This is a genomic window from Klebsiella grimontii (genome assembly GCF_042137965.1).
GTDB classification, from domain to species: Bacteria; Pseudomonadota; Gammaproteobacteria; order Enterobacterales; family Enterobacteriaceae; genus Klebsiella; species Klebsiella grimontii.
This window is the reverse complement of sequence record NZ_CP169721.1, coordinates 803,881-829,926: the sequence shown is the minus strand read 5'-3', so window position 1 is coordinate 829,926 and position 26,046 is coordinate 803,881. Positions and strand designations below refer to the sequence as shown.

Below are 26,046 nucleotides of genomic sequence, written 5' to 3'. Positions count from 1 at the left end.
GAACCAGCCACTATTTTTGGCGTTTTTGCGCCGCGAAAAACGCCGCCGGCATCGCTAACGGACACCGACGCAAACGTTCTCTTTGGCCTGAACTTACCACCGATATCCGCACTAAACCATAAGCCCGGTCAGGACATCACATTAGCTTATGACTAAAATCAGCCGAAGAGCCTACAGAGTTTTTAGCTACAATAAAGCGAGTTAAGCCGCATAAAATTAAACAAATAAGGTAAAAAAGCAGCGCATGATGATATTTTCTGCGAAATGACGAGCCTAATTTCTATAACAAAAAAAAGGTAACATTAATAAAACTAATGCGAAAAACGAGGTGAAATTAGATTATTTCAAATGAGAGGAGAAAACCCGGCGCGAGGCCGGGTGAGAGAAGTGTGATGGACTTAACGTAACCAGGCAGGCAGGTCGTGGAGCCCCATCGCCTGACGAATAAGCTGCGGCTTCACGCCGGGCAATGTATCCGCCAGCTTAAGGCCGATATCGCGCAGCAGTTTTTTCGCAGGATGGCTGCCGGAGAACATGTCGCGAAAGCCCTGCATCCCCGCCAGCATCACCGCGGCGCTATGCTTGCGGCTGCGCTCATAGCGACGCAGATACAGATGCTGACCGATATCCTTGCCCTGCGCATGCAGGCGTTTGAGCTCCTCGATCAGCTCAGCAGCATCCATAAAGCCAAGATTGACGCCCTGCCCGGCCAGCGGATGAATGGTATGGGCGGCATCGCCAACCAGCGCCAGACGATGGGCGGCAAACTGCCGCGCGTAGCGGCCGGTCAGCGGGAAAACCTGACGCTCGCTCTCCACGGCGCACAAACCCAGGCGGTTATCGAAAGCAATATTCAGCGCCTGGTTGAAAGCGGCATCGTCCGCCGCCCGCATCCGCTCCGCCTCTTCAGGAGAGAGCGACCAGACGATAGAGCAAAGGTGCGGATCGCTCAGCGGCAGGAACGCGAGGATCCCTTCGCCGTGGAACGCCTGACGCGCCACCGCTTCGTGCGGCTCTTCGGTGCGAATAGTGGCAACCAGCGCATGATGGTGATAATCCCAATAGGTCAGCGGAATATCGGCTTTGTTGCGCAGCCACGAATTGGCCCCATCGGCGCCAACCACCAGCCGGGCGGTTAACATGCCGCCGTCCTGCAGGCTAAGAAAGGCCTCATTCTCTCCCCACGCGACCTGCTGCAGCTGCGCCGGAGCCAGCAGGGTGACGTCCGCGCAGCGCTGCGCTTTTTGCCACAGAGCATGATGCACCACGGCGTTTTCAATAATGTGCCCAAGGTGGCTAAAGCCCATGCTCTGGTCATCAAAGCTGATGCGGCCAAAACTGTCTTTGTCCCACACCTCCATACCGTGGTAGCAGCTGGCGCGCTGGGCGATAATATCCTGCCAGACGCCCAGTTTGTTCAGCAGCTTCTCGCTGGCGGCGTTAATCGCCGACACCCGCAGCGCCGGCGGCGCATCCTCGCTCAAAGGCTGAGGCGCGGCCTGTTCCAGCACCGCAACGCGCAGCCCGCTGCCCTGTAAACCGCAGGCAACCGCCAGCCCCACCATTCCACCGCCAACAATAGCGACATCAACACTTTGCACGTTTCACTCCTTAACGGGGAACCCAACCGAGGGTACGCTGCGCCAGCGCATCGCGCGCCGGGGTAAATAATTCCATCGCCATCAGGCCCAGGTTGCGCCCCGCCACCAGCGGCGCCCAGCGATTGGCAAACAGATGCACCAGCCCGTCGGTGACGCCGATAGTGGCGGCCTTATCTTCGGCGCGCCGGGCCTGATAGCGACTTAAAAGCGAATAGCTACCCGGATCCTCTTCGTCAGCATGCGCCTGCGCCAGCATTTCCGCCAGGCTCATCACGTCCCGCAGACCGAGGTTAAACCCCTGTCCGGCGATAGGATGCAGCGTTTGCGCCGCGTTGCCGACCAATGCCAGCCGATGCGCAACCGTGCGGGCAGCCGAGGTCAGCGACAGCGGATAGACGCTGCGCTTTCCGGCCTGAACGATCCGGCCAAGACGCCAGCCAAACGCCTGCTGAAGTTCATGACAGAAGCGTTCATCCGACCAGCTCAGAACCTCTTCGTGCCGCGACTGCGAATGACACCACACCAGCGAGCAGCGGCCCTGCGACATGGGCAGCATCGCCAGCGGGCCGTGTGGGGTAAAGCGTTCAAATGCGCGCCCGCTATGCGGCTGAGCGGTACTAACGTTAGCGATAATCGCCAGCTGTTCATAGGGTTGCTGCTGCCAGCTGATACCACAGCGGGCTCCCAGAGTGGAGCGCGAACCGTCGGCGGCGACCAGCAGCTTACCGCGGAGCGTTTCGCCGTTATCCAGCTGCAGGCTCACGCTCTCTTCGCTGCGGCTGACATTTTCTACCCTGGCCGGGCAGTGCAGCGTCACGCCCGGCGCTTTACGCAGTTGCGCAAACAGGCGCTGGCCGACATCGTGCAGCTCAACCACCTGACCCAGCGCCGCCAGCCCATAGTCCTCAGCCTCGAGGGTGACAAACCCCGCATGGCCGCGATCGCTAACGTGCACGCGCCGAATGGCCGTGGCGCAGTCGGCTATCTCTTGCCAGATATCCACGCGCGCCAGCTGCTGGCAGGTACCGGCGGCCAGGGCGATGGCGCGCGCGTCGAAGCCCGGATGCTGCGCGGACTCCGGCGCGGATGCTTCAACCAGATGCACCGGCAGCTTACCGCCGGTTAAGCGAGATATCGCTAACGCCAGCGTCGCGCCGGTCATTCCGCCGCCAACGATCAGGACGATCATAGCTGGCGCGCCGCCGCCATCAGCGCCTCAATATCATCAGCCTTTTTCACTACCCCGGCGGTGAGGTTCTCGTTGCCGTCCTCGGTAATGACAATGTCGTCTTCAATACGAATGCCAATGCCGCGGTACTGGGCCGGAACGTCAGCATCCGTGGCGATATACAGCCCGGGCTCAACGGTCAGCACCATTCCCGGTTCGAGAATACGCGAACGTTCAACGTCATAGCTGCCGACATCATGCACGTCGAGCCCCAGCCAGTGGCTCAGGCCATGCATAAAGAAAGGACGATGGGCGTTATTAGCAATCAGCTCATCAATTTCGCCTTTCAGGATCCCCAGGCGCACGAGGCCGGTAATCATAATCCGCACCACCTGCTGGTTAACCTCGTTGATCGAGGTTCCGGGGCGATAGAGCTTCAGTGAGGTTTCCAGAGATTCAAGGACGATGTCGTAAATCTCGCGCTGCGCCGGGCTGAACTTGCCGTTAACCGGGAAGGTTCGGGTGATATCGCCCGCGTAGCCGCGGTATTCGCAGCCTGCGTCAATCAACACCAGATCGCCGTCGCGCAGCTCGCATTCGTTTTCGGTGTAGTGCAGGATGCAGCCATTTTCGCCGCCGCCCACGATAGTGTTATAAGAAGGGAAGCGCGCGCCGTGACGGTTGAACTCATGGAGGATCTCGCCTTCCAGATGATATTCGAACATTCCAGGACGGCATTTTTCCATAGCGCGGGTGTGGGCCAGCGCGGAAATCTCACCTGCGCGGCGCATCACCGCCAGCTCTTCTGGCGACTTAAACAGGCGCATCTCATGCACCATCGGCCGCCAGTCAATGACCGAGTTCGGCGCCTGCAGATTCTGCCGCACGCCTTTGCGCAGTTTTTCCAGCGCGTTAAACACAATTTCGTCGGCGTAGGCATATTCGCCTTGCGCAAAGTAGATAGCGTCGAGGCCGTTAAGGAGCTGGAACAGCTGCTGATTAATTTCACTAAACGCCAGCGCGCGATCGACGCCCAGCTTCGCGGGGGCAGCTTCCTGCCCAAGGCGGCGGCCAAACCAGATTTCAGCGGTCAGATCGCGCACGCGGTTAAACAACACGCTGTGGTTATGCGTCTCATCGCTTTTAATCAATACCAGCAGCGCTTCGGGCTCATTAAAGCCGGTGAAGTACCAAAAGTCGCTGCTCTGCCGGTAGGGATATTCCGAATCTGCGCTGCGTACCGCTTCCGGCGCGGCGAAAATAAGCGCTGCGCTGCCCGGCTGCATCTGCGCCAGTAGAGCCTGGCGACGAGAGAGAAATTCCTGCTGAGTCATGACGCCCCCTGAACGATTTAATGAATAATTAATGTAGCGTCGGCTTTTGCACTTCCGGCGCAGTGGGTTTCTGAAGAGAGAAGGTGTCGTGACACAGTAGCGCGGCAACGCGTACGTATTCGATAATCTCCTCCAGAGACATTTCGAGCTCTTCCTGATCCTCGTCTTCGTCATACCCAAGCTGAGCAATATTGCGCAGGTCGTCGATAGCTTCGCCGGTTTCGTCTTTGACTTTATCCAGCTTGGGCTGCGTCACGCCCAGCCCCAGCAGGAAATGGTTTACCCAACCCGCCAGCGCATCGGCGCGATCGAACACGCTCACCTCGTCGCCATCCGGCAGGTAGAGCTGGAATAAGAAACCGTCATCCTCCAGCGAATCGCTAGTGGCGGAATGCATGTTACGCAGCGCCTGCGCCAGCTCGTGACCAAAGGCCAAACCTTCGTTGGTCAGATCGTGCACCAACGGCTGCCAGCTGCTGTCTTTGTTGCCGCCGCACAGGATCCCGCTGATCAAACCGTGCATTTCGGCAGGGGTTAATCCCACCCCTTGTTGGTTCAGTAACTGGTCTACAGCGTTGTAGCCAGGCATTTCGTTCTGTATAGACATGCGCATTCGTCATCGTTGGGAGGAATATTCATGATATGCTACCACTTTGGACCCTGGTGAACCAGAATAGGGCTTGTATCTTAAAACCAGGGTAGCTATAGTGTCGCCCCTTCGCAGACCCTCCCAGGGCGTGAAGGCCGCGCAGTCAATCAGCAGGAAGGTGGCATGTCTGCACAACCCGTAGATCTCCAAATTTTTGGCCGTTCACTACGAGTGAATTGCCCGCCTGAACAAAGGGATGCCTTAAACCAGGCAGCTGACGACCTGAATCAGCGGTTGCAAGATTTAAAAGAACGCACTAGAGTCACAAATACTGAGCAGCTGGTCTTCATCGCCGCGTTGAACATCAGCTATGAGTTGACTCAGGAAAAAGCGAAAACCCGCGACTACGCCGCCAGCATGGAGCAGCGTATTCGGATGCTTCAGCAGACCATCGAACAAGCGTTGCTTGAGCAAGGTCGCATAAGCGAAAGACCCGGGCAGAAGTTTGAATAACACTTTGCATTTAACTGTGTTAGAGTAATTGCAAGAACAAAATTTCTCTGAGATGTTTGCAAGCGGGCCAGTCCCCTGAGCCGATATTTCATACCACAAGAATGTGGCGCTCCACGGTTGGTGAGCATGCTCGGCCCGTCCGAGAAGCCTTAAAACTGTGACGACACATTCACCTTGAACCAAGGGTTCAAGGGTTACAGCCTGCGGCGGCATCTCGGAGATTCCCTTCCTTTTTCGTTTCATCCCCTCTAAGTTAATTTTCGGCTTTTGCCATCGTGTATTAAACTACGCCTGTTTGTATCGTTTGCTTACCGATGAGACTCAGGTATGACTCTACTGTCAGATCCCCCCTATACCAGACAGCAAATTCGCCAGCAGATCCGCCTGCGCCGACGCGCGTTAACGCCGGAGCAGCAAACGCAGTTCGCCCTCCTGGCGGCGGACAGAATGATGGCGTACCCGCCGGTTCTGCTCGCGCATACGGTCGCGGTATTTCTGTCGTTTGATGGCGAGCTGGATACGCGGCCGCTGATTGATCAGCTCTGGCGGGCGGGCAAACGGGTGTATCTCCCCGTGCTGCATCCGTTCAGCCCCGGCAATCTTCTGTTTCTCCACTACCACCCGAGCAGCGATCTGGTGGTGAATCGCCTGAAAATCCGCGAACCGAAGCTCGACGTGCGCGATGTTCTCCCGCTTAGCCAGCTGGATGTACTGGTTACGCCGCTGGTCGCGTTTGATGCCGCCGGACAGCGTCTGGGAATGGGCGGCGGATTTTACGACCGGACGCTGCAAAACTGGCGGCAGCATCGCCTGCAGCCGGTCGGCTACGCCCATGATTGCCAGCAGGTCGACGCGCTGCCGACGGAGCAGTGGGATATCCCGCTGCCTGCGGTCATCACGCCGTCAAAAACCTGGCTCTGGTAAAACGTCCGAACAATTGACATTGCTGATTTTTTCACCTAAATTCCTGGGTAAAGGGTGAGGGAGGCGAACCTCCCTCCTGCATTCTCTCTGTTAATATGCTGGCCAGGCGATGATTAACAGGATAAGCAGCATGATGAAGAGTCTCATCATCGTCCCTTTCCTTTTAGAGCCCCTGCCTCGGTAGGGGCTTTCCCGTTTCAGCCCCACGCTGAGTCTTTATCGTAAATCCCTTTCTTTCAGGCACAACGACATCCGACGGTTTTAATCGTCGTTTGCGGCAAGCCTCGCAAAGCGTTTGGGTGGCGACGGGAAATTGCAGAAGGGTCTATCAGGAGAAAAGGGGCAGGTCGATGACCTGCCCGCTGGCATAAAAGGAGTTAGAACAGCAGACGGGCGCGGATGGTGCCAGGAATAGCCTTCATCGCCTGCAGCGCAGCCTGCGCCACATCTTCTTCGGCTTCGATATCAATGACCACGTAGCCCATTTGCGGAGTGGTCTGCAGATACTGCGCCGCGATGTTAATGCCCTGCGCGGCGAAAATCTGGTTAATCGCGGTCAGAACGCCCGGACGGTTTTCATGGATATGCAGCAGACGGCGCCCGCCGTGCAGCGGCAGCGACACTTCCGGGAAGTTAACCGCAGAGAGCGTTGAACCATTATCCGAGTATTTCGCCAGCTTGCCCGCCACTTCCAGGCCGATGTTCTCCTGCGCTTCCTGAGTTGAGCCGCCAATGTGTGGGGTCAGGATAACGTTGTCGAACTCGCACAGCGGAGAGTTGAACGGATCGCTGTTGGTGGCCGGCTCGGTCGGGAATACGTCGATCGCCGCGCCCGCCAGGTGCTTGCTCGCCAGCGCATCGCACAGCGCCGGGATATCCACCACGGTGCCGCGAGAGGCGTTGATCAGCAGAGCGCCGGGCTTCATCAGCGCCAGCTCTTCCGCGCCGATCATGTTCTTCGTCGAGGCGTTTTCCGGCACGTGCAGGCTCACCACATCGCTCATGTTCAACAAATCAGAAAGATGCTGGACCTGAGTCGCGTTACCTAACGGCAGCTTGCTTTCAATATCGTAGAAATAGACGTGCATCCCCAGCGATTCAGCCAGAATCCCCAGCTGCGTGCCGATATGACCATAGCCGATGATACCCAGCTTTTTACCGCGCGCTTCAAAGCTGCCGACCGCCAGCTTGTTCCATACGCCGCGGTGCGCTTTAGCGTTTGCCGCCGGTACGCCGCGCAGCATAAGCAGCAGCTCGCCGATTACCAGTTCAGCAACGGAACGGGTATTGGAGAACGGGGCGTTAAACACCGGGATACCGCGTTTTGCCGCCGCGTTTAAATCAACCTGGTTGGTGCCGATACAGAAGCAGCCGACCGCGACCAGCTTCTCCGCCGCCGCGAAGATCTCTTCCGTCAGATGAGTACGGGAACGCAGGCCGATGAAATGGGCATCACGGATGGACGCTTTCAGCTCTTCGCTATCCAGCGCGCCTTTATGAAATTCGATATTGGTGTAGCCCGCTGCGCGGAGGCTGTCCACCGCTTTTTGGTGCACACCTTCAACCAGCAGAAATTTAATCTTGTCTTTTTCCAGTGATACCTTAGCCATTTCCCCGTCCTGTTTTTGTCTTAACTGATGTCGTGCGGAACGAAAGTTCTTCTCAGCAACATATCAAAAAAAACTATTGCGGCAATATGAACGTTTGCGTCGGCATCCTGAAGAAATATCAATCAGCGGGAAATAGCAGGACAAAACACCAGAAAGTAAAAGAAAGGTAGATTGTTACTGAGACAAGGCGCATAAATGTGACAGAAGTCACCAAAATAGGCCTGGAGAAAAAATATTTGCGAGGGAGCGATTCGCTCCCTCGGATCAGACTATTTAGTGATAGTTTTTACACCATCAGCGGTACCAATCAGCGCGACGTCCGCACCGCGATTCGCAAACAGGCCGACGGTCACGACGCCCGGAATACCGTTAATGGTATTTTCCAGCGCAATAGCGTCCAGAATTTCCAGACCAAACACATCGAGGATCACGTTACCGTTATCGGTCACGACGCCCTGACGATACTCCGGACGGCCGCCCAGCTTAACCAGCTGACGCGCTACGGCGCTGCGCGCCATCGGAATCACCTCTACCGGCAGCGGGAATTTACCTAAAATATCCACCTGCTTGGAAGCATCGGCGATGCAGATAAATTTATCGGCGACCGAGGCGATAATTTTCTCGCGCGTCAGCGCGGCGCCGCCGCCCTTGATCATCTGCATATGGCCGTTGATTTCATCAGCGCCGTCCACATAAATACCAAGACGGTCAACGCTGTTCAGATCAAAAACCGTAATACCGAGGCTTTTCAGTTTTTCAGTAGAGGCGTCGGAGCTGGAAACCGCTCCTTCAATCTGCCCTTTCATGGTACCCAGCGCATCAATAAAGTGCGCCGCCGTCGAGCCCGTGCCGACCCCAACGATGGTGCCCGGTTGTACATACTGCAATGCCGCCCAGCCTACTGCTTTTTTCAGTTCATCTTGCGTCATGATTATGGTCCGAGATGTGAATTCCTGTGGCGCATTATAGAACATCCGGGGTGCCATTGTCCCTGCGACGACGATCACACAACGCAGTCGCCAATTTTTCATCTTCATCAAAAACAAATTTATGTCATAGTGCGAGTTAACGAAAAGTATTAGGGGGCACGCCAGAGCAATGAAACGACCGGACTACAGAACACTACAGGCGCTGGACGCGGTAATCAGGGAACGAGGGTTTGAGCGCGCCGCGCAGAAGCTTTGTATTACGCAGTCCGCCGTCTCTCAGCGCATCAAACAGCTGGAAAACATGTTTGGACAACCGCTGCTGGTGCGAACCGTACCGCCGCGTCCCACCGAACAGGGGCAAAAGCTGCTGGCCCTGCTGCGTCAGGTTGAGCTGCTGGAAGAGGAGTGGCTGGGCGATGAGCAAACCGGCTCCACGCCGCTGCTGCTATCGCTGGCGGTCAACGCCGACAGTCTGGCCACCTGGCTGCTGCCCGCGCTCTCAAGCGTGCTTTCCGACTCCCCGATTCGCCTGAACCTGCAGGTGGAAGACGAGACCCGGACCCAGGAACGCCTGCGCCGCGGTGAAGTGGTCGGCGCGGTCAGTATCCAGCCGCAGGCATTGCCAAGCTGCCTGGTCGATCAGCTCGGCGCCCTCGACTATCTGTTCGTCGCCTCGAAGGAGTTTGCCCAACGCTATTTCCCTAATGGGGTGACCCGCTCGGCGCTGTTGAAAGCGCCGGTGGTGGCATTCGATCATCTCGATGATATGCATCAGGCCTTTTTGCAGCAGAACTTCGATTTGCCGCCGGGCAGCGTGCCCTGCCATATCGTCAACTCGTCTGAAGCCTTCGTGCAGCTGGCCCGCCAGGGAACGACCTGCTGTATGATCCCGCATCTGCAAATTGAAAGAGAGCTGAACAGCGGCGAGCTTATCAACCTCACGCCGGGCCTGTTCCAGCGCCGGATGCTCTACTGGCACCGTTTTGCGCCGGAAAGCCGCATGATGCGCCGGGTGACCGATGCGCTGATCGATTACGGCCACAAGGTGTTGAGGCAAGATTAACCCCCGCAAGCAGGCCGGAGTCATCCGGCCCGTGTGACCCACTATCCTCTTCTCATATCTTTGAAATACATCACAAAATAAAACATTCTATCCGGCAAAAAACGACGCATCGATGGCTGTTTTTTGCTGGCGACAGGGCCGATGAAAAAGCTCACCGTATTCGCAATACCCCATTTTATTGCGAATACGGAGCACAACATGTCTGAGTTGCAGGAGTGGCAAACGCTCGCCAACAAAGAGCTTAGCCGGCGAGAAAAAACCGTCGACGACCTGGTCAAACAGACGGCAGAGGGCATTGCCGTTAAGCCGCTGTATACCGAAGCCGATCTTGATAATCTGGAAGTGACCGGCACCCTGCCCGGCCTGCCGCCTTACGTTCGCGGCCCGCGCGCCACCATGTACACCGCACAGCCGTGGACCATCCGCCAGTACGCCGGTTTCTCTACCGCCAAAGAGTCCAACGCCTTCTATCGCCGCAACCTCGCCGCCGGGCAGAAAGGGCTTTCCGTCGCCTTCGACCTCGCGACCCATCGGGGCTATGACTCCGATAACCCGCGCGTGGCGGGCGACGTCGGTAAAGCGGGCGTGGCGATCGATACCGTCGAAGATATGAAAATTCTGTTCGATCGGATCCCGCTGGATAAGATGTCCGTGTCGATGACCATGAACGGCGCGGTGCTACCGGTGATGGCGTTTTATATCGTCGCGGCGGAAGAACAAGGGGTTGCGTCGGAGCAGCTCACCGGGACAATCCAGAACGATATTCTGAAAGAGTACCTGTGCCGTAACACCTACATTTATCCGCCGAAGCCCTCCATGCGCATTATCGCCGACATCATTGCCTGGTGTTCGGACTACATGCCGCGCTTTAACACCATCAGCATCAGCGGCTACCACATGGGTGAGGCGGGGGCTAACTGCGTGCAGCAGGTCGCCTTTACGCTGGCGGACGGTATCGAATATATCAAGGCCGCGCTCTGCGCCGGGCTGAAAATTGACGACTTCGCTCCGCGCCTGTCGTTTTTCTTCGGCATCGGCATGGATCTGTTTATGAACGTTGCGATGCTGCGCGCCGCACGCTACCTGTGGAGCGAAGCGGTGAGCGGCTTCGGCGCCACCAATCCGAAATCCTTAGCCCTGCGCACCCACTGCCAGACCTCCGGCTGGAGCCTCACCGAGCAGGATCCGTATAACAACGTGATCCGTACCACCATCGAAGCCCTCGGCGCCACGCTTGGCGGCACCCAGTCGCTGCACACCAACGCCTTTGACGAGGCGCTCGGCTTGCCCACCGACTTTTCCGCCCGCATCGCGCGTAATACGCAGATCATCATTCAGGAGGAGTCGGAGATCTGCCGCACCGTGGATCCGCTGGCCGGATCGTATTATGTGGAGTCGCTGACCGATCAAATCGTCAAGCAGGCGCGGGCCATTATTCAACAGATCGCCGAGGCGGGCGGAATGGCTAAGGCGATCGAGGCCGGGCTGCCGAAACGGATGATCGAAGAGGCCTCCGCCCGCGAACAGTCGCTGATCGATCAGGGCAAGCGCGTCATCGTCGGCGTTAATAAGTACAAGCTGGAAAAAGAGGATGAAACGGCGGTGCTGGAGATCGACAACGTCAAGGTGCGCAACGAGCAGATCGCCTCGCTGGAAAAAATCCGCGCTCAGCGTGACGATGTGACGGTAAAAGCCGCGCTGAACGCCCTCACCCACGCCGCGCAGCATCATGAAAATCTGCTGGCCGCCGCGATCAACGCCGCCCGCGTTCGCGCCACCCTGGGGGAAATCTCCGACGCGCTGGAGGCGGCGTTTGACCGCTATCTGGTACCCAGCCAGTGCGTCACCGGCGTGATTGCGCAAAGCTACCATCAGTCAGACACAGCCGCCGGCGAATTTGACGCCATCGTTGCGCAAACCGAACGGTTCCTGATGGATAACGGCCGCCGCCCGCGCATTCTGATCGCCAAAATGGGCCAGGATGGCCACGATCGCGGCGCCAAGGTGATCGCCAGCGCCTATTCCGATCTCGGCTTCGACGTTGACCTGAGCCCGATGTTTTCCACGCCGGAAGAGATTGCTCGTCTGGCGATAGAAAACGACGTGCACGTGGTTGGCGCCTCATCGCTGGCGGCAGGCCACAAAACCCTGATCCCCGAACTGGTCGCCGCGCTGAAAAAATGGGGGCGGGAAGATATCTGCGTCATCGCCGGCGGCGTCATCCCGCCGCAGGATTACGCCTTTCTGCAGGCGCGCGGCGTGGCCGCCATTTACGGCCCCGGCACGCCGATGCTGGAGAGCGTGCGCGACGTCCTGACGAGGATTAGCCAGCATCATGATTAACTCATCCACCCTGAGCGACGCCGTTCGGCGATTACGTTTGGGCGAGCGGGCCACGCTCGCCCAGGCCATGACGCTGGTAGAGAGTCAGCATCCTCGCCACCAGGCGCTGAGCGCCCAGCTGCTGGATGCGATTATGCCCTTCACCGGCAACGCCCTGCGCCTCGGCGTCACCGGCACGCCGGGAGCCGGAAAGAGTACCTTTCTGGAAGCCTTCGGCATGCTGCTGATTCGCCATGGCCTGCGGGTTGCGGTGATCGCGGTCGATCCGAGCAGCCCGGTCAGCGGCGGCAGCATCCTTGGCGACAAAACGCGCATGATCGACCTGGCGCGATCGGATTCGGCCTTTATCCGCCCGGTGCCCTCCAGCGGCCATCTCGGCGGCACCAGCCTGCGCGCGCGGGAGCTGATACTGCTGTGCGAAGCGGCGGGCTACGACGTGGTGATTGTCGAAACCGTCGGCGTCGGCCAGTCGGAAACGGAGGTATCCCGCCTGGTGGACTGCTTTATCTCGCTGCAGATCGCCGGCGGCGGTGACGATCTGCAGGGCATCAAGAAAGGGATCATGGAGATGGCGGATATCGTCGTCATCAATAAGGATGATGGCGAGAACCGCGCCAGCGTCGCCATCACCCGGCATATGTATGAATCCGCCCTGCATATTCTGCGCCGCAAGCACGCCGCGTGGCAGCCGCGCGTTTTGAGCTGTAGCGCGCTGGAGCGGCGCGGCATCGAAGCCATCTGGCTCGCTGTTCTGGATTTCAAAACAACCCTGACTGACAGCGGCGATCTTGAAAAACTGCGCCAGCGCCAGGCGCTGGAGTGGCTGCAAAAGCAGACCGAAACCGAGGCGCTGCACCTGCTGTTTGCCCGAACCGACTTCGAGCGCTACTTCCAGCAAACGCTACAGGCGGTGAAAAACAACGGCCTCTCGCCGCGCACCGGCCTGCGGCAGATTAGCGAATTCCTTCAGAATCATTACTTTGCGTAAAAGGATATTTATGTCTTATCAATATGTTAATGTCGAAATTATCCGGAAGGTTGCGGTCATTGAGTTCAACTATAGCCGCAAGCTCAACGCCTTAAGCAAGGTGTTCATCGACGATCTGATGCAGGCGCTGAGCGACCTCAACCGGCCGGAAATACGCTGCGTTATTTTACGCGCGCCCGGGGGCGCAAAAGTCTTCTCCGCCGGCCATGATATCCATGAACTGCCCGGTGGGCGCCGCGATCCGCTCTCCTATGACGATCCGCTGCGTCAGATCACCCGCATGATCCAAAAATATCCGAAACCGGTGATCTCCATGGTCGAAGGAAGCGTCTGGGGCGGCGCGTTTGAGATGATCATGAGTTCCGATCTGATCATCGCCGCCAGCACGTCCACTTTCTCCATGACGCCGGTGAATCTCGGCGTGCCCTACAATCTGGTCGGCATTCACAACCTGACCCGCGACGCCGGTTTTCACATCGTCAAAGAGCTGATTTTCACCGCCCTGCCGATTACCGCCCAGCGCGCGCTGGCGGTCGGTATTCTCAATCATGTGGTGGACGCCGACGAACTGGAGGATTTTACCTTACAGATGGCGCACCACATCTCCGAGAAGGCGCCGCTGGCGATTGCGGTCATTAAGGAAGAGCTGCGCGTGCTTGGCGAAGCGCACACCATGAATTCCGATGAGTTCGAACGTATTCAGGGGATGCGCCGCGCCGTCTACGACAGCGAGGATTATCAGGAAGGCATGAGCGCGTTTATGGAAAAACGTAAACCTGAGTTCGTCGGCCATTAATCACGCCGGGTTAAGGAGTGCAAAATGAAACGGATGAGCGCCGATGAAGCGGCGGAGATTATCCAGCATGACCAGATGGTGGCGTTCAGCGGGTTCACGCCCGCCGGTTCGCCTAAAGCGCTGCCCGCGGCCATCGCTCGCCGCGCCGGTGAATTACATCAGGCGCAGCAGCCATTCCAGATCCGCCTGCTGACCGGCGCCTCCATCAGCGCTGCCGCCGATGATGCGCTCTCGGCGGCCGATGCCGTCTCGTGGCGCGCGCCGTATCAGACCGCCTCCGGCCTGCGGCAAAAAATCAACCAGGGGAAGGTGAATTTTGTCGACCTGCACCTGAGCGAAGTGGCGCAAATGGTCAACTACGGCTTCTTTGGCGAGATTGATGTCGCGGTGATCGAAGCCTCGGCGCTCGCGCCGGATGGACGGGTCTGGCTCACCAGCGGCATCGGCAACGCCCCAACCTGGCTGCTGCGGGCGAAGAAAGTGATCATCGAGCTGAATCACTACCACAATCCGCGCGTCGCCGAGCTGGCTGATATCATGATCCCCGGCGCGCCGCCGCGGCGCAACAGCATCGCCATCTTTCATACCATGGATCGCGTGGGCAGCCGGTACGTGCAAATCGATCCGCAAAAGATTGTCGCGGTCGTGGAGACCGAACTGCCCGACGCCGGCAACGCGCTTGATAAAATCAATCCCGTGTGCCAGCAAATCGCCGATAACGTGGTCACCTTTCTGCTGGATGAGATGGCTCGCGGGCGCATCCCGCCTGAATTTCTGCCGCTGCAAAGCGGCGTGGGCAATATCAATAACGCGGTCATGGCGCGGCTGGGTGAGAATCCGGATATTCCCGCTTTTATGATGTATTCGGAGGTATTGCAGGAGTCGGTGGTCCATCTGCTGGAAAGCGGGAAAATTACCGGCGTCAGCGCCTCCAGCCTGACGGTATCCGCCGATGCTTTGCGCAAGATTTACGACAATATGGATTTCTTCGCCAGCCGTATTGTCCTGCGCCCGCAGGAGATCTCCAATAATCCAGAAATTATCCGCCGCCTCGGGGTTATCGCCCTCAACGTGGGGCTGGAGTTTGATATCTACGGCCACGCCAATTCCACCCACGTGGCCGGGGTGAATCTGATGAACGGTATCGGCGGCAGCGGCGATTTTGAGCGCAACGCCTGGCTCTCCATCTTTATGGCCCCCTCCATCGCCAAAGAGGGGAAAATCTCCACCATCGTGCCGATGTGCAGCCACGTCGATCACAGCGAGCACAGCGTGAAGGTGATCGTGACCGAGCAGGGGATCGCCGACCTGCGCGGGCTATCGCCGCTGCAACGCGCCCGCGTCATCATTGATAACTGCGCGCACCCGCTCTATCGGGACTATTTACACCGCTACCTGGATAACGCGCCCGGCGGGCATATTCATCACGACCTCACCCACGCGTTCGACCTGCATCGTAATCTGCTTGAGCACGGCTCCATGCTCGGCTAGCCCTCCGTACCGTCGCGATCTTCCGTAATGTGCTGAAGCATCGTGGCGGTATAGCGATGGTTTTTCAGCGAATAGAGATACTCCTGCATATACATCGCGCTGCCGGGCGCATCGAAGTACTTCAGCTTCGCCGGGTTGACCAGACGCCAGGCGAAGTAGGGAATAACCGTCAAAAACTGCCCCCGCTCTACGGCGCTAATTTTGGCCATAAAGCTGTAGGGACGATAGATAATCGTCGGGTTGATCCCGCTGGGGCGCATATACGCGTCCAGCATCGCCTCAAAATTGGCCCGGTTCTGGAAGCGCATCTGCAGCCAGGGCAGCTCACGTAAAAGTTCCTGCGGCGGCCTATCTTCATAACGGCGGGAAACCAGAAACCCAAGCCGCAGCGGCGCGAGTTCGCTAATGGTCAAATTTTCCAGCTCCTGCACGCGGGCCGAAACGTGCTGCGGCGAGATAATAAAATCGAGCTGACGGTCGAACAGATTATCAATCACCCCGTTCTCGCTGAACTCCACGGCCTGGGTGGTCACCCCATCGTATTTATCGCCCAGGCTGATGAGCTGATCGAAAATAATCGTCGGATAGGTATTATCGATGCCGATAACAACGTTGCGCGAGCGGCGCGCGGAAAAGTGAATTTCGTTATCGATGGCCGATAAGCGCTGATAAATGGGAAACAGCTTCTGATAGAGCTCCTGCCCCGCTTTATTGAGGCTGATGCTGTTATCTTTGCGGGTAAATAGCGTATAGCCTATCCGATCCTCGAGCGCAGCAATGCTTTTGCCGAAGGGAGACGCGGTCATATGAATTTTTTCCGCCGCTCTGGCGATGTTGTTAGTCTGCGCCAACAAAATGAAATTGCGCATCTTTTTCGAAATAAAGATATCCATGCTCACCTCATAGTAGAACAGGGATATATCCTTACCTCATTCAGGGAAAAGACTTGTGTCGCGCTCTCACTTTTACAGATAGTCACAGAAAAAAGCCCGGCGCGAAGGCCGGGCGATAGGATTACTGCGCCGCTTTGGGTTGTTCGGCGGGTTTCGCCGGCTCCGCAGCTGCTGGCGCAGGCTGGGTCGACTGCAGCTCAAACACCACGTCCACCTGGTCATCAAACTGAATGGTCGCCTGCTCGTAGGTTTCCTGGGCAGAAACCGGCGCCGCATCGGCTTTCATCATCCGCACCATCGGGCTTGGCTGGTAGTTGGAGACATGATAGCGAACGCTATAGACGGGCCCCAGTTTGCCGTGGAAGCCGGTAGCCAGCTCCTGAGCCTGGTGAATGGCATCATCAATCGCCGCTTTACGCGCTTTATCTTTATAAGCGTCCGGCTGCGCCACGCCCAGTGAGACGGAACGGATCTCATTCAGACCGGCTTTAAGCGCGCCATCTAACAGACCGTTGAGCTTATCCAGCTGGCGCAGCGTCACTTCAACGCTACGCACCGCGCGGTAGCCCTTAAGAATGCTTTTGCCGTTCTGATAGTCGTAATCAGGCTGGGTACGCAGGTTGGCAGAGTTAATGTCTTTCTTCGCAATACCGCTCTTCTCCAGGAAGGAGAGATACTGGGCCACGCGCTCATCGGCCTGTTTTTTAGCGGATGCTGCGTCTTTCGCGGAGACGTTAACTTCAATCGCCAGCGTAGCGATATCAGGAACCGCCGCAACGCTGGCGGTACCTGAAGTGACAATATGTGGGCCGTTCGGCAACTCATTTGCCTGAGCTGCCATTGCGCTAAATCCGAGTGCCGCCGCCAGGGCCATGACTTTTAACTTCACTGTCGTTTCTCCATATTACATTGGTCGTCTATACACAGACGCATGCCAGCAAGCTTAGCGCTTACGCGGAGAAAGTCCATCGGACAAGGCTTAGTTAAGCAGCGCCTGCACGTGGGCCAGGCCATCTTTCGCCAGTTGCAGAGCAATGATCCACATCACCAGACCCACCAGCATGTTAATTATTCGCTGCGCCTTCGCCGTACGCAGGCGCGGGGCCAGCCAGGCGGCCAGCAGGGCCAGGCCAAAGAACCATAAGAACGACGCGCTGATGGTGCCTAACGCAAACCAGCGCTTTGGCTCCATCGCCAGCTGGCCGCCGAGACTACCAAGAACCACAAACGTATCCAGATAGACGTGGGGATTCAGCCAGGTCACCGCCAGCATGGTGACGATAATTTTCCAGCGCCCCTGCTTCATCACTTCCGCGCTGGCCAGCTCCAGATTGCTGCTAAAAGCCGTTTTCAGCGCGCCAAAACCGTACCACAATAAAAAAACGACGCCGCCCCAGGTCACCAGCGCCAGCAGCCACGGCGACTGCATCAGCAGCGCGCTGCCGCCAAAAATCCCGGCGCAGATCAGCAGCAGATCGCTGATGGCGCACAGCAGCGCGATCATCAGATGGTACTGACGGCGAATGCCCTGATTCATCACAAAGGCGTTTTGCGGGCCAAGCGGCAAAATCATGGCCGCTCCCAGAGCAAGGCCCTGAAAGTAATAAGATAACATGGGGAGTGATTTCCACTGAAAGAGTCAATGCCGGGGAATATAGCTCGCAAATATCATTAGAGGAAATTTAAAATATTAATCATTAATAAGCCAATCTAATGATCAGATTCGAAAAAAAGCCGGGCGTACCGGCCTTTTAGAGGGGAAACTACTCTGCTTTTTCCTGCGGACGAATCACATGCACATCCATCTGCGGATACGGGAAGCCGATGCCGTTGGCGTCAAAGTCGCGCTTAATGCGCTCCAGAACATCCCAGTAAACGCTTTGCAGATCGCTGCTTTTACTCCATACGCGTACCACGTAGTTCACCGATGACGCGCCCAGTTCATTCAGACGAACGGTCATTTCACGATCTTTGAGGATACGTTCATCCGATTCGATAATATTGGTGAGCAGCTGCTTCACTTTATCGATATCAGCATCGTAGGCCACGCCGATGATAAACTCGTTGCGGCGCACTGGCTCGCGGGAGAAGTTGATGATATTCCCGGCGATGATTTTGCCGTTCGGCACCACCACGATTTTGCCATCCGCGCTGCGCAGGGTCGTGGAGAATATCTGCACATTCAGCACGGTTCCCGCGATGCCGCCAAGGTCAACGTATTCACCGGCGCGGAACGGGCGGAAGACCACCAGCAGAACGCCAGCGGCAAGGTTAGACAGCGAGCCCTGCAGCGCCAGACCAACGGCTAAACCCGCGGCGCCGAGGACGGCAATGACCGAGGCGGTTTGCACGCCCACGCGGCCCAGAGCGGCTATCAGCGTAAAAGCAATAACGGCATAGCGCACCAGCGCAGAAAGAAAATCGGCAACGGTGGCATCAATATGCCGCGCCCGCATCAGGCGATTCACAGTATTGGAAACAATGCGCGCCACGATCAAACCGACAATAATAATCGCGAGAGCCGCGACGATGTTGACGGCATAGCTCAGCAGTAATGCCTGATTGCGCACCAGCCATGAACCGGCGTTATTTATGCTATCGACAACGTTCAAATCTTCCATTCAACTTTCCTTATGGATACCCGGACGGGAAATAAAATAACCAAACCTGTAATGTCAGCCTGGTTAAGGGTAAACAATAACAGTGCGTTTTGCCAAATTGATCACATTTATTTAGCAACATTTCATATTGTTCAGATAATAAAAAAGCCCGCATTTCTGCGGGCTTCCGGGTAAGAAACGAAATTTTCTTACAGAACGTCGATCGCGTTCAGCTCTTTAAATGCCTGCTCCAGACGCGTCACCATGGAAGTCTGTGCAGCGCGCAGCCATACGCGCGGATCGTAGTATTTCTTGTTCGGCTGGTCTTCGCCTTTCGGGTTGCCCAGCTGGCCCTGCAGGTAAGCTTCGTTAGTTTTGTAGTACTGCAGGATACCGTCCCAGGTTGCCCATTGGGTATCGGTATCGATGTTCATTTTGATCACGCCGTAGCTTACGGAGTCTTTGATTTCCTGAGCGGAAGAACCGGAACCACCGTGGAATACGAAGTTCAGGCTGTTGTGCGGCAGGTTGTGTTTCTTAGAAACGTATTCCTGAGAGTCGCGCAGGATAGTCGGGGTCAGTACTACGTTGCCCGGCTTGTAAACGCCGTGTACGTTACCGAAGGAAGCGGCGATGGTGAAACGCGGGCTGATTTTGCTCAGCTCGGTGTACGCGTAATCAACGTCTTCCGGCTGGGTGTACAGCGCAGAAGCGTCCATGTGGCTGTTGTCCACGCCGTCTTCTTCGCCGCCGGTGCAGCCCAGTTCGATTTCCAGAGTCATGTCCATTTTGGCCATACGCGCCAGGTACTTAGAACAGATCTCGATGTTTTCGTGCAGGGACTCTTCAGACAGGTCGATCATGTGAGAAGAGAACAGCGGTTTGCCGGTTGCAGCGAAGTGTTTTTCACCGGCGTCCAGCAGACCATCGATCCACGGCAGCAGTTTCTTCGCGCAGTGGTCGGTGTGCAGGATAACCGGAACACCGTAGTGCTCAGCCATCTGATGAACGTGATGCGCGCCAGAGATAGCGCCCAGGATGGCTGCGCCCTGAGGAACGTCAGTTTTCACGCCTTTACCCGCGATGAACGCAGCGCCGCCGTTAGAGAACTGAACGATAACCGGAGAACGAACTTTTGCAGCTGCTTCCAGAACGGCGTTGATGGAATCAGTACCCACGCAGTTTACCGCTGGCAGAGCAAATTGGTTTTCTTTAGCGACCTGGAACACTTTCTGAACGTCGTCGCCAGTGATGACGCCCGGTTTTACGAAATCAAAAATTTTAGACATGTTACGTAGTCCTGTATCTGTATCTTCGACCGTTGAAGAAGGTTCGCGAGCTTTTACGCGCGCTGAAAAACAGGCGGGTCTCCCCGCCTGAACTGAATTACTGCTTAGCGCGCTCTTCGAGCATAGCTACTGCCGGCAGAACTTTACCTTCCACGAATTCGAGGAATGCGCCGCCGCCAGTGGAGATGTAGGAGATTTTGTCAGCAATGCCGAACAGGTCGATTGCTGCCAGAGTGTCGCCGCCGCCGGCGATAGAGAACGCTTCGCTGTCTGCGATGGCGTTAGCCACGATTTCAGTCCCTTTGCGGAAGTTCGGGAATTCGAACACGCCGACCGGGCCGTTCCACAGGATGGTTTTCGCATTTTTCAGGATTTCAGCCAGTTTCTCTGCGGAAGCATCGCCCAGGTCCAGAATCTGCTCTTCATCTTTGATGTCGTTAACAGATTTCAGGGTCGCGGTTGCGGTTTCAGAGAACTCGGTTGCCACGCGAACGTCAGTCGGAACCGGGATATCGCAGGTCGTCAGCAGACGTTTCGCTTCGTCAACCAGATCGGCTTCGTACAGGGATTTACCCACGTTGTGGCCCTGAGCGGCAACGAAGGTGTTGGCGATGCCGCCGCCAACGATCAGCTGGTCAGCGATTTTAGACAGGGAATCCAGAACGGTCAGCTTAGTGGAAACTTTAGAACCGCCCACGATAGCGACCATCGGACGGGCCGGTTCTTTCAGCGCTTTACCCAGGGCGTCCAGCTCAGCGGCCAGCAGCGGACCTGCGCAAGCGACGTCAGCGAATTTGCCGATACCGTGAGTAGAAGCCTGCGCGCGGTGAGCGGTACCGAACGCGTCCATGACGAATACATCGCACAGCGCAGCGTATTTTTTCGACAGCGCTTCGTCGTCTTTCTTCTCGCCTTTGTTAAAGCGAACGTTTTCCAGAACCACCAGCTCACCGGCAGCGACTTCTACGCCGTCCAGGTAATCTTTAACCAGACGTACCGGGTTAGACAGTTTGTCTTTCAGGTAGTTAACAACCGGCAGCAGAGAGAATTCTTCGTTGTACTCGCCTTCGGTAGGACGACCCAGGTGGGAAGTGACCATCACTTTCGCACCCTGCTTCAGGGCCAGTTCGATGGTCGGCAGAGAAGCGCGGATACGCGCGTCGCTGGTTACTTTCCCTTCTTTAACCGGTACGTTCAGATCCGCACGGATAAAAACGCGTTTACCAGCCAGATCCAGATCGGTCATCTTAATTACAGACATGGTGAATCCTCTCGTTGATTCTTGATAAAGTTTTGCAGGCGCCTGCGCGCCTTACCTGAAACCTTGTGCGGCCATCGCTAACGTGGTGTCGAGCATCCGGTTAGCAAAGCCCCATTCGTTATCGCACCAGACCAGCGTTTTGATCAAATGCGCGCCACTTACCCGCGTTTGCGTGCCATCGACGATGGCGCTATGGGGATCGTGGTTGAAATCTATCGAGACTAACGGCAATTCCGTATAGTCAACTATACCATGAAATACACCCTGCGCTGCTTTTTGCAGCAACTGGTTGACTTCACTTGCTTTTACCGGTTTTTTCACCGTGACGCTAAGGTCGATTGCCGTCACATTAATCGTCGGTACCCGGACCGCAATCGCTTCAAAACGATCGTTAAACTGAGGGAAAATACGCGTGATCCCCGCAGCAAGCTTAGTATCAACCGGGATGATCGACTGGCTGGCCGCTCGCGTCCGGCGTAAATCCGGATGCCAGGAATCAATGACCTGCTGATCGTTCATTGATGAGTGGATCGTCGTTACCGTACCCGACTCAATGCCATAGGCATCATCTAACAGCTTAATGACCGGAATAATGCAGTTGGTGGTGCAGGAGGCGTTGGAGACGATACGGTGCTCGGTTCTTAATTCGTCATGGTTTACACCAAAAACGATCGTCGCGTCGAGATCGTTGCCGCCAGGATGTGAAAAAAGCACTTTCCTGGCGCCGGCCTGAAGATGGGCTTCGCCATGTTCGCGGCTGCCGTAAACGCCGGTACAGTCAAGTACCACATCAACCGCCAGTTCCCGCCAGGGCAACGCCTCAAGGGAAGGTTCATGCAGCAGACGGATGGCATCATCGCCAACAAACAGCTGCTCTCTCTCCTGACGCACATCCCAGGCAAAGCGCCCATGGCTGGTGTCATATTTCAATAAATGCGCGATGCCGGCAGCATCCGCCAGTTCATTGATTGCCACCACGGTAATTTCCGCACGACGCCCGGATTCATACAAAGCACGAACCACGTTACGCCCGATGCGACCGAAGCCATTAATCGCAATGCGTATGGTCATAGGTCTCCTGCAAGGCTGTCCATGATAAGAGGTGGCTGACAGAGTAATGCAGCAACGCTCTAAGGGAAACCTTACCTGTCGCAAACTGCGACTGATTGATTAATTGTCGAACATTTAGACGACTGAAACGCTTCAGCTAGAATAAGCCAAACAAGGAATAAAAGGAATGATTGTCCAGCTGGAGAAAGCATTTATCTGACTTACATCACACTTTCACGCTATCTGCTGGGGAATTTATTCCATATTCCAGAATGACGAATAAGCGTAGCAATATCTTTTCGTTGCCGGACCGCTAATACTGATTTATATCAGAAACTATACTGAAGAGCGGCGATATTATTACCGTTACGTCCGAGTTTCGGAGTCCCTCTAAAATCATGACAATTCCCCACATTCAGCCCTCTGCGGCACGTTACTATGCGCTTCGCTTACTTCCGGGCGAGGAGGTTTTTTCCCGCCTGCGCGCGTTTGTGCAGCAACACCATATTCAGGCCGGCTGGATAGCTGGCTGCACCGGCAGCCTAAGCAACGTAGCGTTACGCTTTGCCGGTCAGGATCAAACCGCCTTATTGAACGGAATATATGAGGTGATTTCTCTGAATGGCACGCTGGAATTAGCCGGAGAACATCTCCATTTATCCCTATCCGATCCGCAAGGCGCCATGCTCGGCGGCCATATGATGCCCGGCTGTACCGTCCGCACCACCCTTGAGCTGGTGATCGGCGAACTGACCTCCGTGGCGTTTAGCCGTCAGCCGTGTGCGGTGTCCGGCTATGACGAATTGGTCATTTCATCCCGCTAACGTTTCACTTAAACGAGGTCTTCTATGGCGCGTCGCCAATTTTCCAGCCAGTCTCTGGTCCTGATTGTCATTGCTATCGCCATCAATATGGTCGGCGGTCAGCTGATCAGCATGCTGAAATTACCGATTTTTCTCGACTCTATTGGCACCTTAATCAGCGCGGTGCTGTTAGGCCCGGTGGTCGGAATGCTGACTGGCCTACTCACTAACCTGCTGTGGGGGTTATTGACCGATCCTATCGCCGCCGCCTTCGCTCCGGTGGCGATGGTTATCGGGCTGGTGGCTGGATGGCTGGCGCGGGCGGGATGGTTTCGCACCTTACCGAAAGTGGTGGCCAGCGGTGTCATCATTACTCTCGCCGTCACGCTTGTCGCCGTGCCTATTCGCACTACGTTGTTTGGCGGCGTCACCGGCAGCGGTGCCGATCTCTTTGTCGCCTGGATGCACTCGGTCGGCCAGAATCTGGTGGAGTCCGTCGCGATCACCGTGCTGGGCGCGAACCTGGTCGATAAAATCCTGACGGCGGCCATCGTCTGGGTCCTGTTGCGCCAGCTTCCGCTACGCACAACGCGCCATTTCCCAACCATGTCTGCTGTACGCTAAATGCATCCCTTTACCTCATTAAGCCTGTGGGCGCTCGCCGCCTGCTCCACGCTCCTGCTACCCGCGGGTGCGCCCTTAAGCCTTTACAGCGCGCTGACTTTCATCTGTTTACTGGGAATCAAGGCCACGCGACCACGGGCAAAATACGTACTCTGGCTGATGATCCCTTTAGGGTTAGGCCTGTGGCTGGTGCACGGCGGCTGGTTGAGCGAATGGATCGCTGGACAAGCGCGTGAACCTGAACGTTGGGCCAATGCCGTCACGCTCTGGCTGCGGATCCTGGCCATCGTATCAACATCGCAGCTGTGGATGCACTACGTGTCGGTTTCGCGGTTTATGCGCGCCCTGTTTGCCTCCCGCTTGCCGCCGGGTCTCGCCTATCTGTTTGCCGGCCCGTTGCTGGTTGTCGAGCAGCTCAAACGCCAGCTGGCGATTATTCATGAGGCCCAGTGCGCACGGGGCGTCCCGCTGGATGAGGCCTGGTATCATCGTTTACGCGCGATGCCTGCATTGATTGTGCCGCTTACCCATAATGCGCTCAACGATTTAGCCGTACGCGGTGCGGCGTTGGATATGCGAGGATTTCGCCTGCATCGGACACGCACCACGCTGTGGGCACCACCGGACAGCACCTTACAGCGTTGGGCACGCTACGCCATGGTGGCGCTGATAGTCACCGAGACCGGAGTCTGGATATGGTTACATTAGAACAGTTTCGCTATCTTCCAACCCATGCCACGCGCCCACCTGCCTGCTTCGATTTTCACTACGCCGAGCCCGGTATGGTGGCGATTTTTGGCGATAACGGCAGCGGAAAAAGTACGCTTGCGCAGTTGATGGCGGGCTGGTATCCGGATTTCCTCCCCGGAGAAATTGAAGGTAAAGGAACGTTACTCGGGAACCCTATCGGACAGTTGTCGCTCGTCGAACAGGCGAGCACCGTCCAGTTGGTTCAACAATCCCCCTATCTCCAGCTTTCCGGCTGTACATTCAGCGTCGAAGAAGAGGTCGCTTTTGGTCCTGAAAATCTCTGCCTCAGCGAAGACGAGATTATGCGTCGTATTGATGAAGCGCTGACGCTGACGGTATGCCAGGCGTTACGTCATCGCCACCCGGCCACGCTCTCCGGCGGAGAAACCCAGCGGGTAGTCATTGCCAGCGCGCTTGCCATGCAGCCCAGGATATTGATACTGGATGAAGCGTTTAGCCGTTTGACGGCGCAGGCTAGCGCCATGCTTCTGGAGCGCTTGCGGCACTGGGCGCAGGCGCAGCGTTCCTTGATTATCCTTTTTGAACGAACTCCCTCGCCTTTTCTTGCCTGGTGTCAGCAGGGATGGCGACTGCATGATGGAGCGCTTTCCCCGCTATGCTGACGTTGAATCAGGTGACTTATCGCTGGCCCGGCGCGGCGGCAGACTGTTTGCAAAACATCTCGCTAAACCTCGGTGAAAACGAATGGCTGGCGCTCACCGGCGATAACGGCGCGGGGAAATCCACCCTGCTGCGGGTGATGGCCGGACTGCTACCCGCCACGTCCGGTACCGTCAATTTGCTGGATAAGCCGATGGCGCATTATAAAAATCGCCATCGCGCCGGTATGCTCGGCGTCCTGTTTCAGGAAGCTGAAAATCAAATCTTTCACAGCAAGGTGGCTGAAGAAGTCGCCTTCGGGCTGCGGCTACAGAAACGGTCTGCCGCAGAGGTTGCGCAACGCACCGCGGCAGCGCTGCAGCTTTGCCAGTTAGAGGACGTCGCCGATGCGCATCCGCTGGATTTGCATACCGCCCAGCGCCGCATGGTGGCCGTCGCCTGTCTGGAAGCGATGGCGCCAGCAGTTCTGCTGCTCGACGAACCCAGCCGCGATTTTGACCAGCACTGGCTGACGATATTTGAGGAGTGGCTTGCGGTTTGCCGCAAAAGGGGGACCAGCGTAGTGGCTATCAGCCATGACCCGGCTTTTATACAGCGCAACTTTTCCCGCATGGTGCGCCTGGAAAAGGGAAGGCTACTGAGTATTTCCTGAAAAAGAAACGGGCCGCCTGAGCGACCCGTTTTTTACGGTGACAACTAAAGTCTTTACCCGGAGGCGGTGCTGCGCACCTGGCCGGGCTACCCGACCGCACAGGCCCCGTAGCTCGGACAAGGCGCGGCTTTACCGCGCCGGAAGAGTGAATGGA

Annotated in this window: 25 protein-coding genes and 1 other RNA gene; 13 read left to right on the top strand and 13 right to left on the bottom strand. The window is 56.7% G+C overall.

All coding sequences use genetic code 11. From position 1 onward, the window contains the following. Positions 1 to 398: 398 nt before the first annotated feature. The 4 genes from ubiI to ACE3MN_RS04000 are packed head-to-tail and all read right to left on the bottom strand — an operon-like array spanning position 399 to position 4,710. The gene (gene ubiI / locus ACE3MN_RS04015; RefSeq protein WP_024358628.1) at positions 399 to 1,601 is read right to left on the bottom strand and encodes an FAD-dependent 2-octaprenylphenol hydroxylase; all 1,203 of its coding nucleotides are present in this window, start codon (positions 1,599 to 1,601) and stop codon (positions 399 to 401) included. 10 nt (positions 1,602 to 1,611) lie between these two features. Continuing rightward, a complete protein-coding gene (ubiH, locus tag ACE3MN_RS04010) occupies positions 1,612 to 2,790 on the bottom strand; it encodes a 2-octaprenyl-6-methoxyphenyl hydroxylase (RefSeq protein ID WP_102650112.1) in 1,179 nt (392 codons plus the stop codon). Then, a complete protein-coding gene (pepP, locus tag ACE3MN_RS04005; RefSeq protein ID WP_024358630.1) occupies positions 2,787 to 4,103 on the bottom strand; it encodes a Xaa-Pro aminopeptidase in 1,317 nt (438 codons plus the stop codon). The genes ubiH and pepP overlap by 4 nt, the downstream gene beginning before the upstream one ends. Before the next feature lie 28 nt (positions 4,104 to 4,131). Beyond that, positions 4,132 to 4,710, bottom strand: coding sequence for a YecA family protein (locus ACE3MN_RS04000; protein WP_004133578.1), 579 nt, complete (start codon positions 4,708 to 4,710; stop codon positions 4,132 to 4,134). Between the two features lie 165 nt (positions 4,711 to 4,875). Here ACE3MN_RS04000 and zapA point away from each other — a divergent pair, with 165 nt between their 5' ends. The 3 genes from zapA (at position 4,876) to ACE3MN_RS03985 (ending at position 6,129) form a co-directional block, all read left to right on the top strand. Continuing rightward, the gene (gene zapA, locus ACE3MN_RS03995; RefSeq protein WP_004105598.1) at positions 4,876 to 5,205 is read left to right on the top strand and encodes a cell division protein ZapA; all 330 of its coding nucleotides are present in this window, start codon (positions 4,876 to 4,878) and stop codon (positions 5,203 to 5,205) included. Positions 5,206 to 5,246: 41 nt separating this feature from the next. Beyond that, a non-coding RNA gene (ssrS, locus tag ACE3MN_RS03990) (6S RNA) lies at positions 5,247 to 5,430 on the top strand. Between the two features lie 102 nt (positions 5,431 to 5,532). Further along, positions 5,533 to 6,129, top strand: coding sequence for a 5-formyltetrahydrofolate cyclo-ligase (locus ACE3MN_RS03985; RefSeq protein ID WP_049131292.1), 597 nt, complete (start codon positions 5,533 to 5,535; stop codon positions 6,127 to 6,129). Positions 6,130 to 6,506: 377 nt separating this feature from the next. Here the strand turns inward: ACE3MN_RS03985 and serA are convergent, their stop codons facing one another. Together serA and rpiA are read right to left on the bottom strand one after the other, a co-directional pair. Continuing rightward, positions 6,507 to 7,739 (bottom strand): phosphoglycerate dehydrogenase, encoded by a 1,233-nt coding sequence (gene serA, locus ACE3MN_RS03980; RefSeq protein ID WP_004105602.1) that lies wholly within the window; start codon positions 7,737 to 7,739, stop codon positions 6,507 to 6,509. 269 nt (positions 7,740 to 8,008) lie between these two features. Next, complete coding sequence (gene rpiA, locus ACE3MN_RS03975) at positions 8,009 to 8,668, bottom strand: ribose-5-phosphate isomerase RpiA (protein WP_004125006.1); 660 nt, start codon at positions 8,666 to 8,668, stop codon at positions 8,009 to 8,011. 169 nt (positions 8,669 to 8,837) lie between these two features. Between rpiA and argP the strand changes: the two genes are divergently transcribed. The 5 genes from argP (at position 8,838) to ACE3MN_RS03950 (ending at position 15,349) form a co-directional block, all read left to right on the top strand. Further along, positions 8,838 to 9,731: a DNA-binding transcriptional regulator ArgP gene (gene argP, locus ACE3MN_RS03970; RefSeq protein WP_004105608.1), complete on the top strand. Its 894-nt coding sequence runs from the start codon at positions 8,838 to 8,840 to the stop codon at positions 9,729 to 9,731. A 198-nt stretch (positions 9,732 to 9,929) separates the two neighbouring features. Further along, the gene (gene scpA, locus ACE3MN_RS03965; protein WP_004133570.1) at positions 9,930 to 12,074 is read left to right on the top strand and encodes a methylmalonyl-CoA mutase; all 2,145 of its coding nucleotides are present in this window, start codon (positions 9,930 to 9,932) and stop codon (positions 12,072 to 12,074) included. Then, positions 12,067 to 13,062, top strand: coding sequence for a methylmalonyl Co-A mutase-associated GTPase MeaB (gene meaB, locus ACE3MN_RS03960; protein ID WP_049087332.1), 996 nt, complete (start codon positions 12,067 to 12,069; stop codon positions 13,060 to 13,062). The genes scpA and meaB overlap by 8 nt, the downstream gene beginning before the upstream one ends. A 10-nt stretch (positions 13,063 to 13,072) precedes the next feature. Then, positions 13,073 to 13,858 (top strand): methylmalonyl-CoA decarboxylase, encoded by a 786-nt coding sequence (gene scpB / locus ACE3MN_RS03955; protein WP_004133567.1) that lies wholly within the window; start codon positions 13,073 to 13,075, stop codon positions 13,856 to 13,858. Positions 13,859 to 13,882: 24 nt separating this feature from the next. Further along, on the top strand, positions 13,883 to 15,349 hold the full coding sequence (locus ACE3MN_RS03950; RefSeq protein WP_075210875.1) for an acetyl-CoA hydrolase/transferase family protein: 1,467 nt from the start codon (positions 13,883 to 13,885) through the stop codon (positions 15,347 to 15,349). Here the strand turns inward: ACE3MN_RS03950 and srsR are convergent. From srsR to epd, 7 genes are all read right to left on the bottom strand, one after another. Then, positions 15,346 to 16,242, bottom strand: a complete 897-nt coding sequence (gene srsR / locus ACE3MN_RS03945; RefSeq protein ID WP_004133564.1) for a LysR family transcriptional regulator SrsR — start codon at positions 16,240 to 16,242, stop codon at positions 15,346 to 15,348. The two genes, ACE3MN_RS03950 and srsR, sit on opposite strands and share 4 nt — an antisense overlap. A 121-nt stretch (positions 16,243 to 16,363) precedes the next feature. Next, a complete protein-coding gene (locus ACE3MN_RS03940) occupies positions 16,364 to 17,131 on the bottom strand; it encodes an oxidative stress defense protein (protein ID WP_004133562.1) in 768 nt (255 codons plus the stop codon). Positions 17,132 to 17,221: 90 nt separating this feature from the next. Beyond that, positions 17,222 to 17,857, bottom strand: coding sequence for an arginine exporter ArgO (argO, locus tag ACE3MN_RS03935; RefSeq protein ID WP_024358636.1), 636 nt, complete (start codon positions 17,855 to 17,857; stop codon positions 17,222 to 17,224). 148 nt (positions 17,858 to 18,005) lie between these two features. Further along, entirely contained in the window at positions 18,006 to 18,863 is an 858-nt protein-coding gene (locus ACE3MN_RS03930) for a small-conductance mechanosensitive channel MscS (RefSeq protein ID WP_024358637.1), read from the bottom strand. Positions 18,864 to 19,051: 188 nt separating this feature from the next. Next, positions 19,052 to 20,131, bottom strand: coding sequence for a class II fructose-bisphosphate aldolase (fbaA, locus tag ACE3MN_RS03925; RefSeq protein WP_004125043.1), 1,080 nt, complete (start codon positions 20,129 to 20,131; stop codon positions 19,052 to 19,054). 97 nt (positions 20,132 to 20,228) lie between these two features. Further along, positions 20,229 to 21,392, bottom strand: coding sequence for a phosphoglycerate kinase (gene pgk / locus ACE3MN_RS03920; protein ID WP_004125049.1), 1,164 nt, complete (start codon positions 21,390 to 21,392; stop codon positions 20,229 to 20,231). Positions 21,393 to 21,443: 51 nt separating this feature from the next. Continuing rightward, the gene (gene epd, locus ACE3MN_RS03915) at positions 21,444 to 22,463 is read right to left on the bottom strand and encodes an erythrose-4-phosphate dehydrogenase (RefSeq protein WP_102650111.1); all 1,020 of its coding nucleotides are present in this window, start codon (positions 22,461 to 22,463) and stop codon (positions 21,444 to 21,446) included. 377 nt (positions 22,464 to 22,840) lie between these two features. Between epd and ACE3MN_RS03910 the strand changes: the two genes are divergently transcribed. The 5 genes from ACE3MN_RS03910 to ACE3MN_RS03890 are packed head-to-tail and all read left to right on the top strand — an operon-like array spanning position 22,841 to position 25,892. Beyond that, positions 22,841 to 23,266, top strand: coding sequence for a PPC domain-containing DNA-binding protein (locus tag ACE3MN_RS03910; protein WP_024358639.1), 426 nt, complete (start codon positions 22,841 to 22,843; stop codon positions 23,264 to 23,266). 24 nt (positions 23,267 to 23,290) lie between these two features. Continuing rightward, entirely contained in the window at positions 23,291 to 23,869 is a 579-nt protein-coding gene (locus tag ACE3MN_RS03905; RefSeq protein WP_004133556.1) for an ECF transporter S component, read from the top strand. Then, positions 23,870 to 24,577 carry an energy-coupling factor transporter transmembrane component T gene (locus ACE3MN_RS03900; RefSeq protein WP_102650110.1) on the top strand — a complete coding sequence of 236 codons (708 nt, stop codon included), beginning with the start codon at positions 23,870 to 23,872 and terminating at the stop codon, positions 24,575 to 24,577. Next, complete coding sequence (locus ACE3MN_RS03895; RefSeq protein ID WP_082237646.1) at positions 24,565 to 25,242, top strand: ABC transporter ATP-binding protein; 678 nt, start codon at positions 24,565 to 24,567, stop codon at positions 25,240 to 25,242. Before ACE3MN_RS03900 ends, ACE3MN_RS03895 begins: the two co-directional genes overlap by 13 nt. Then, complete coding sequence (locus tag ACE3MN_RS03890) at positions 25,236 to 25,892, top strand: ABC transporter ATP-binding protein (RefSeq protein ID WP_049090232.1); 657 nt, start codon at positions 25,236 to 25,238, stop codon at positions 25,890 to 25,892. Before ACE3MN_RS03895 ends, ACE3MN_RS03890 begins: the two co-directional genes overlap by 7 nt. Positions 25,893 to 26,046 lie beyond the last annotated feature (154 nt).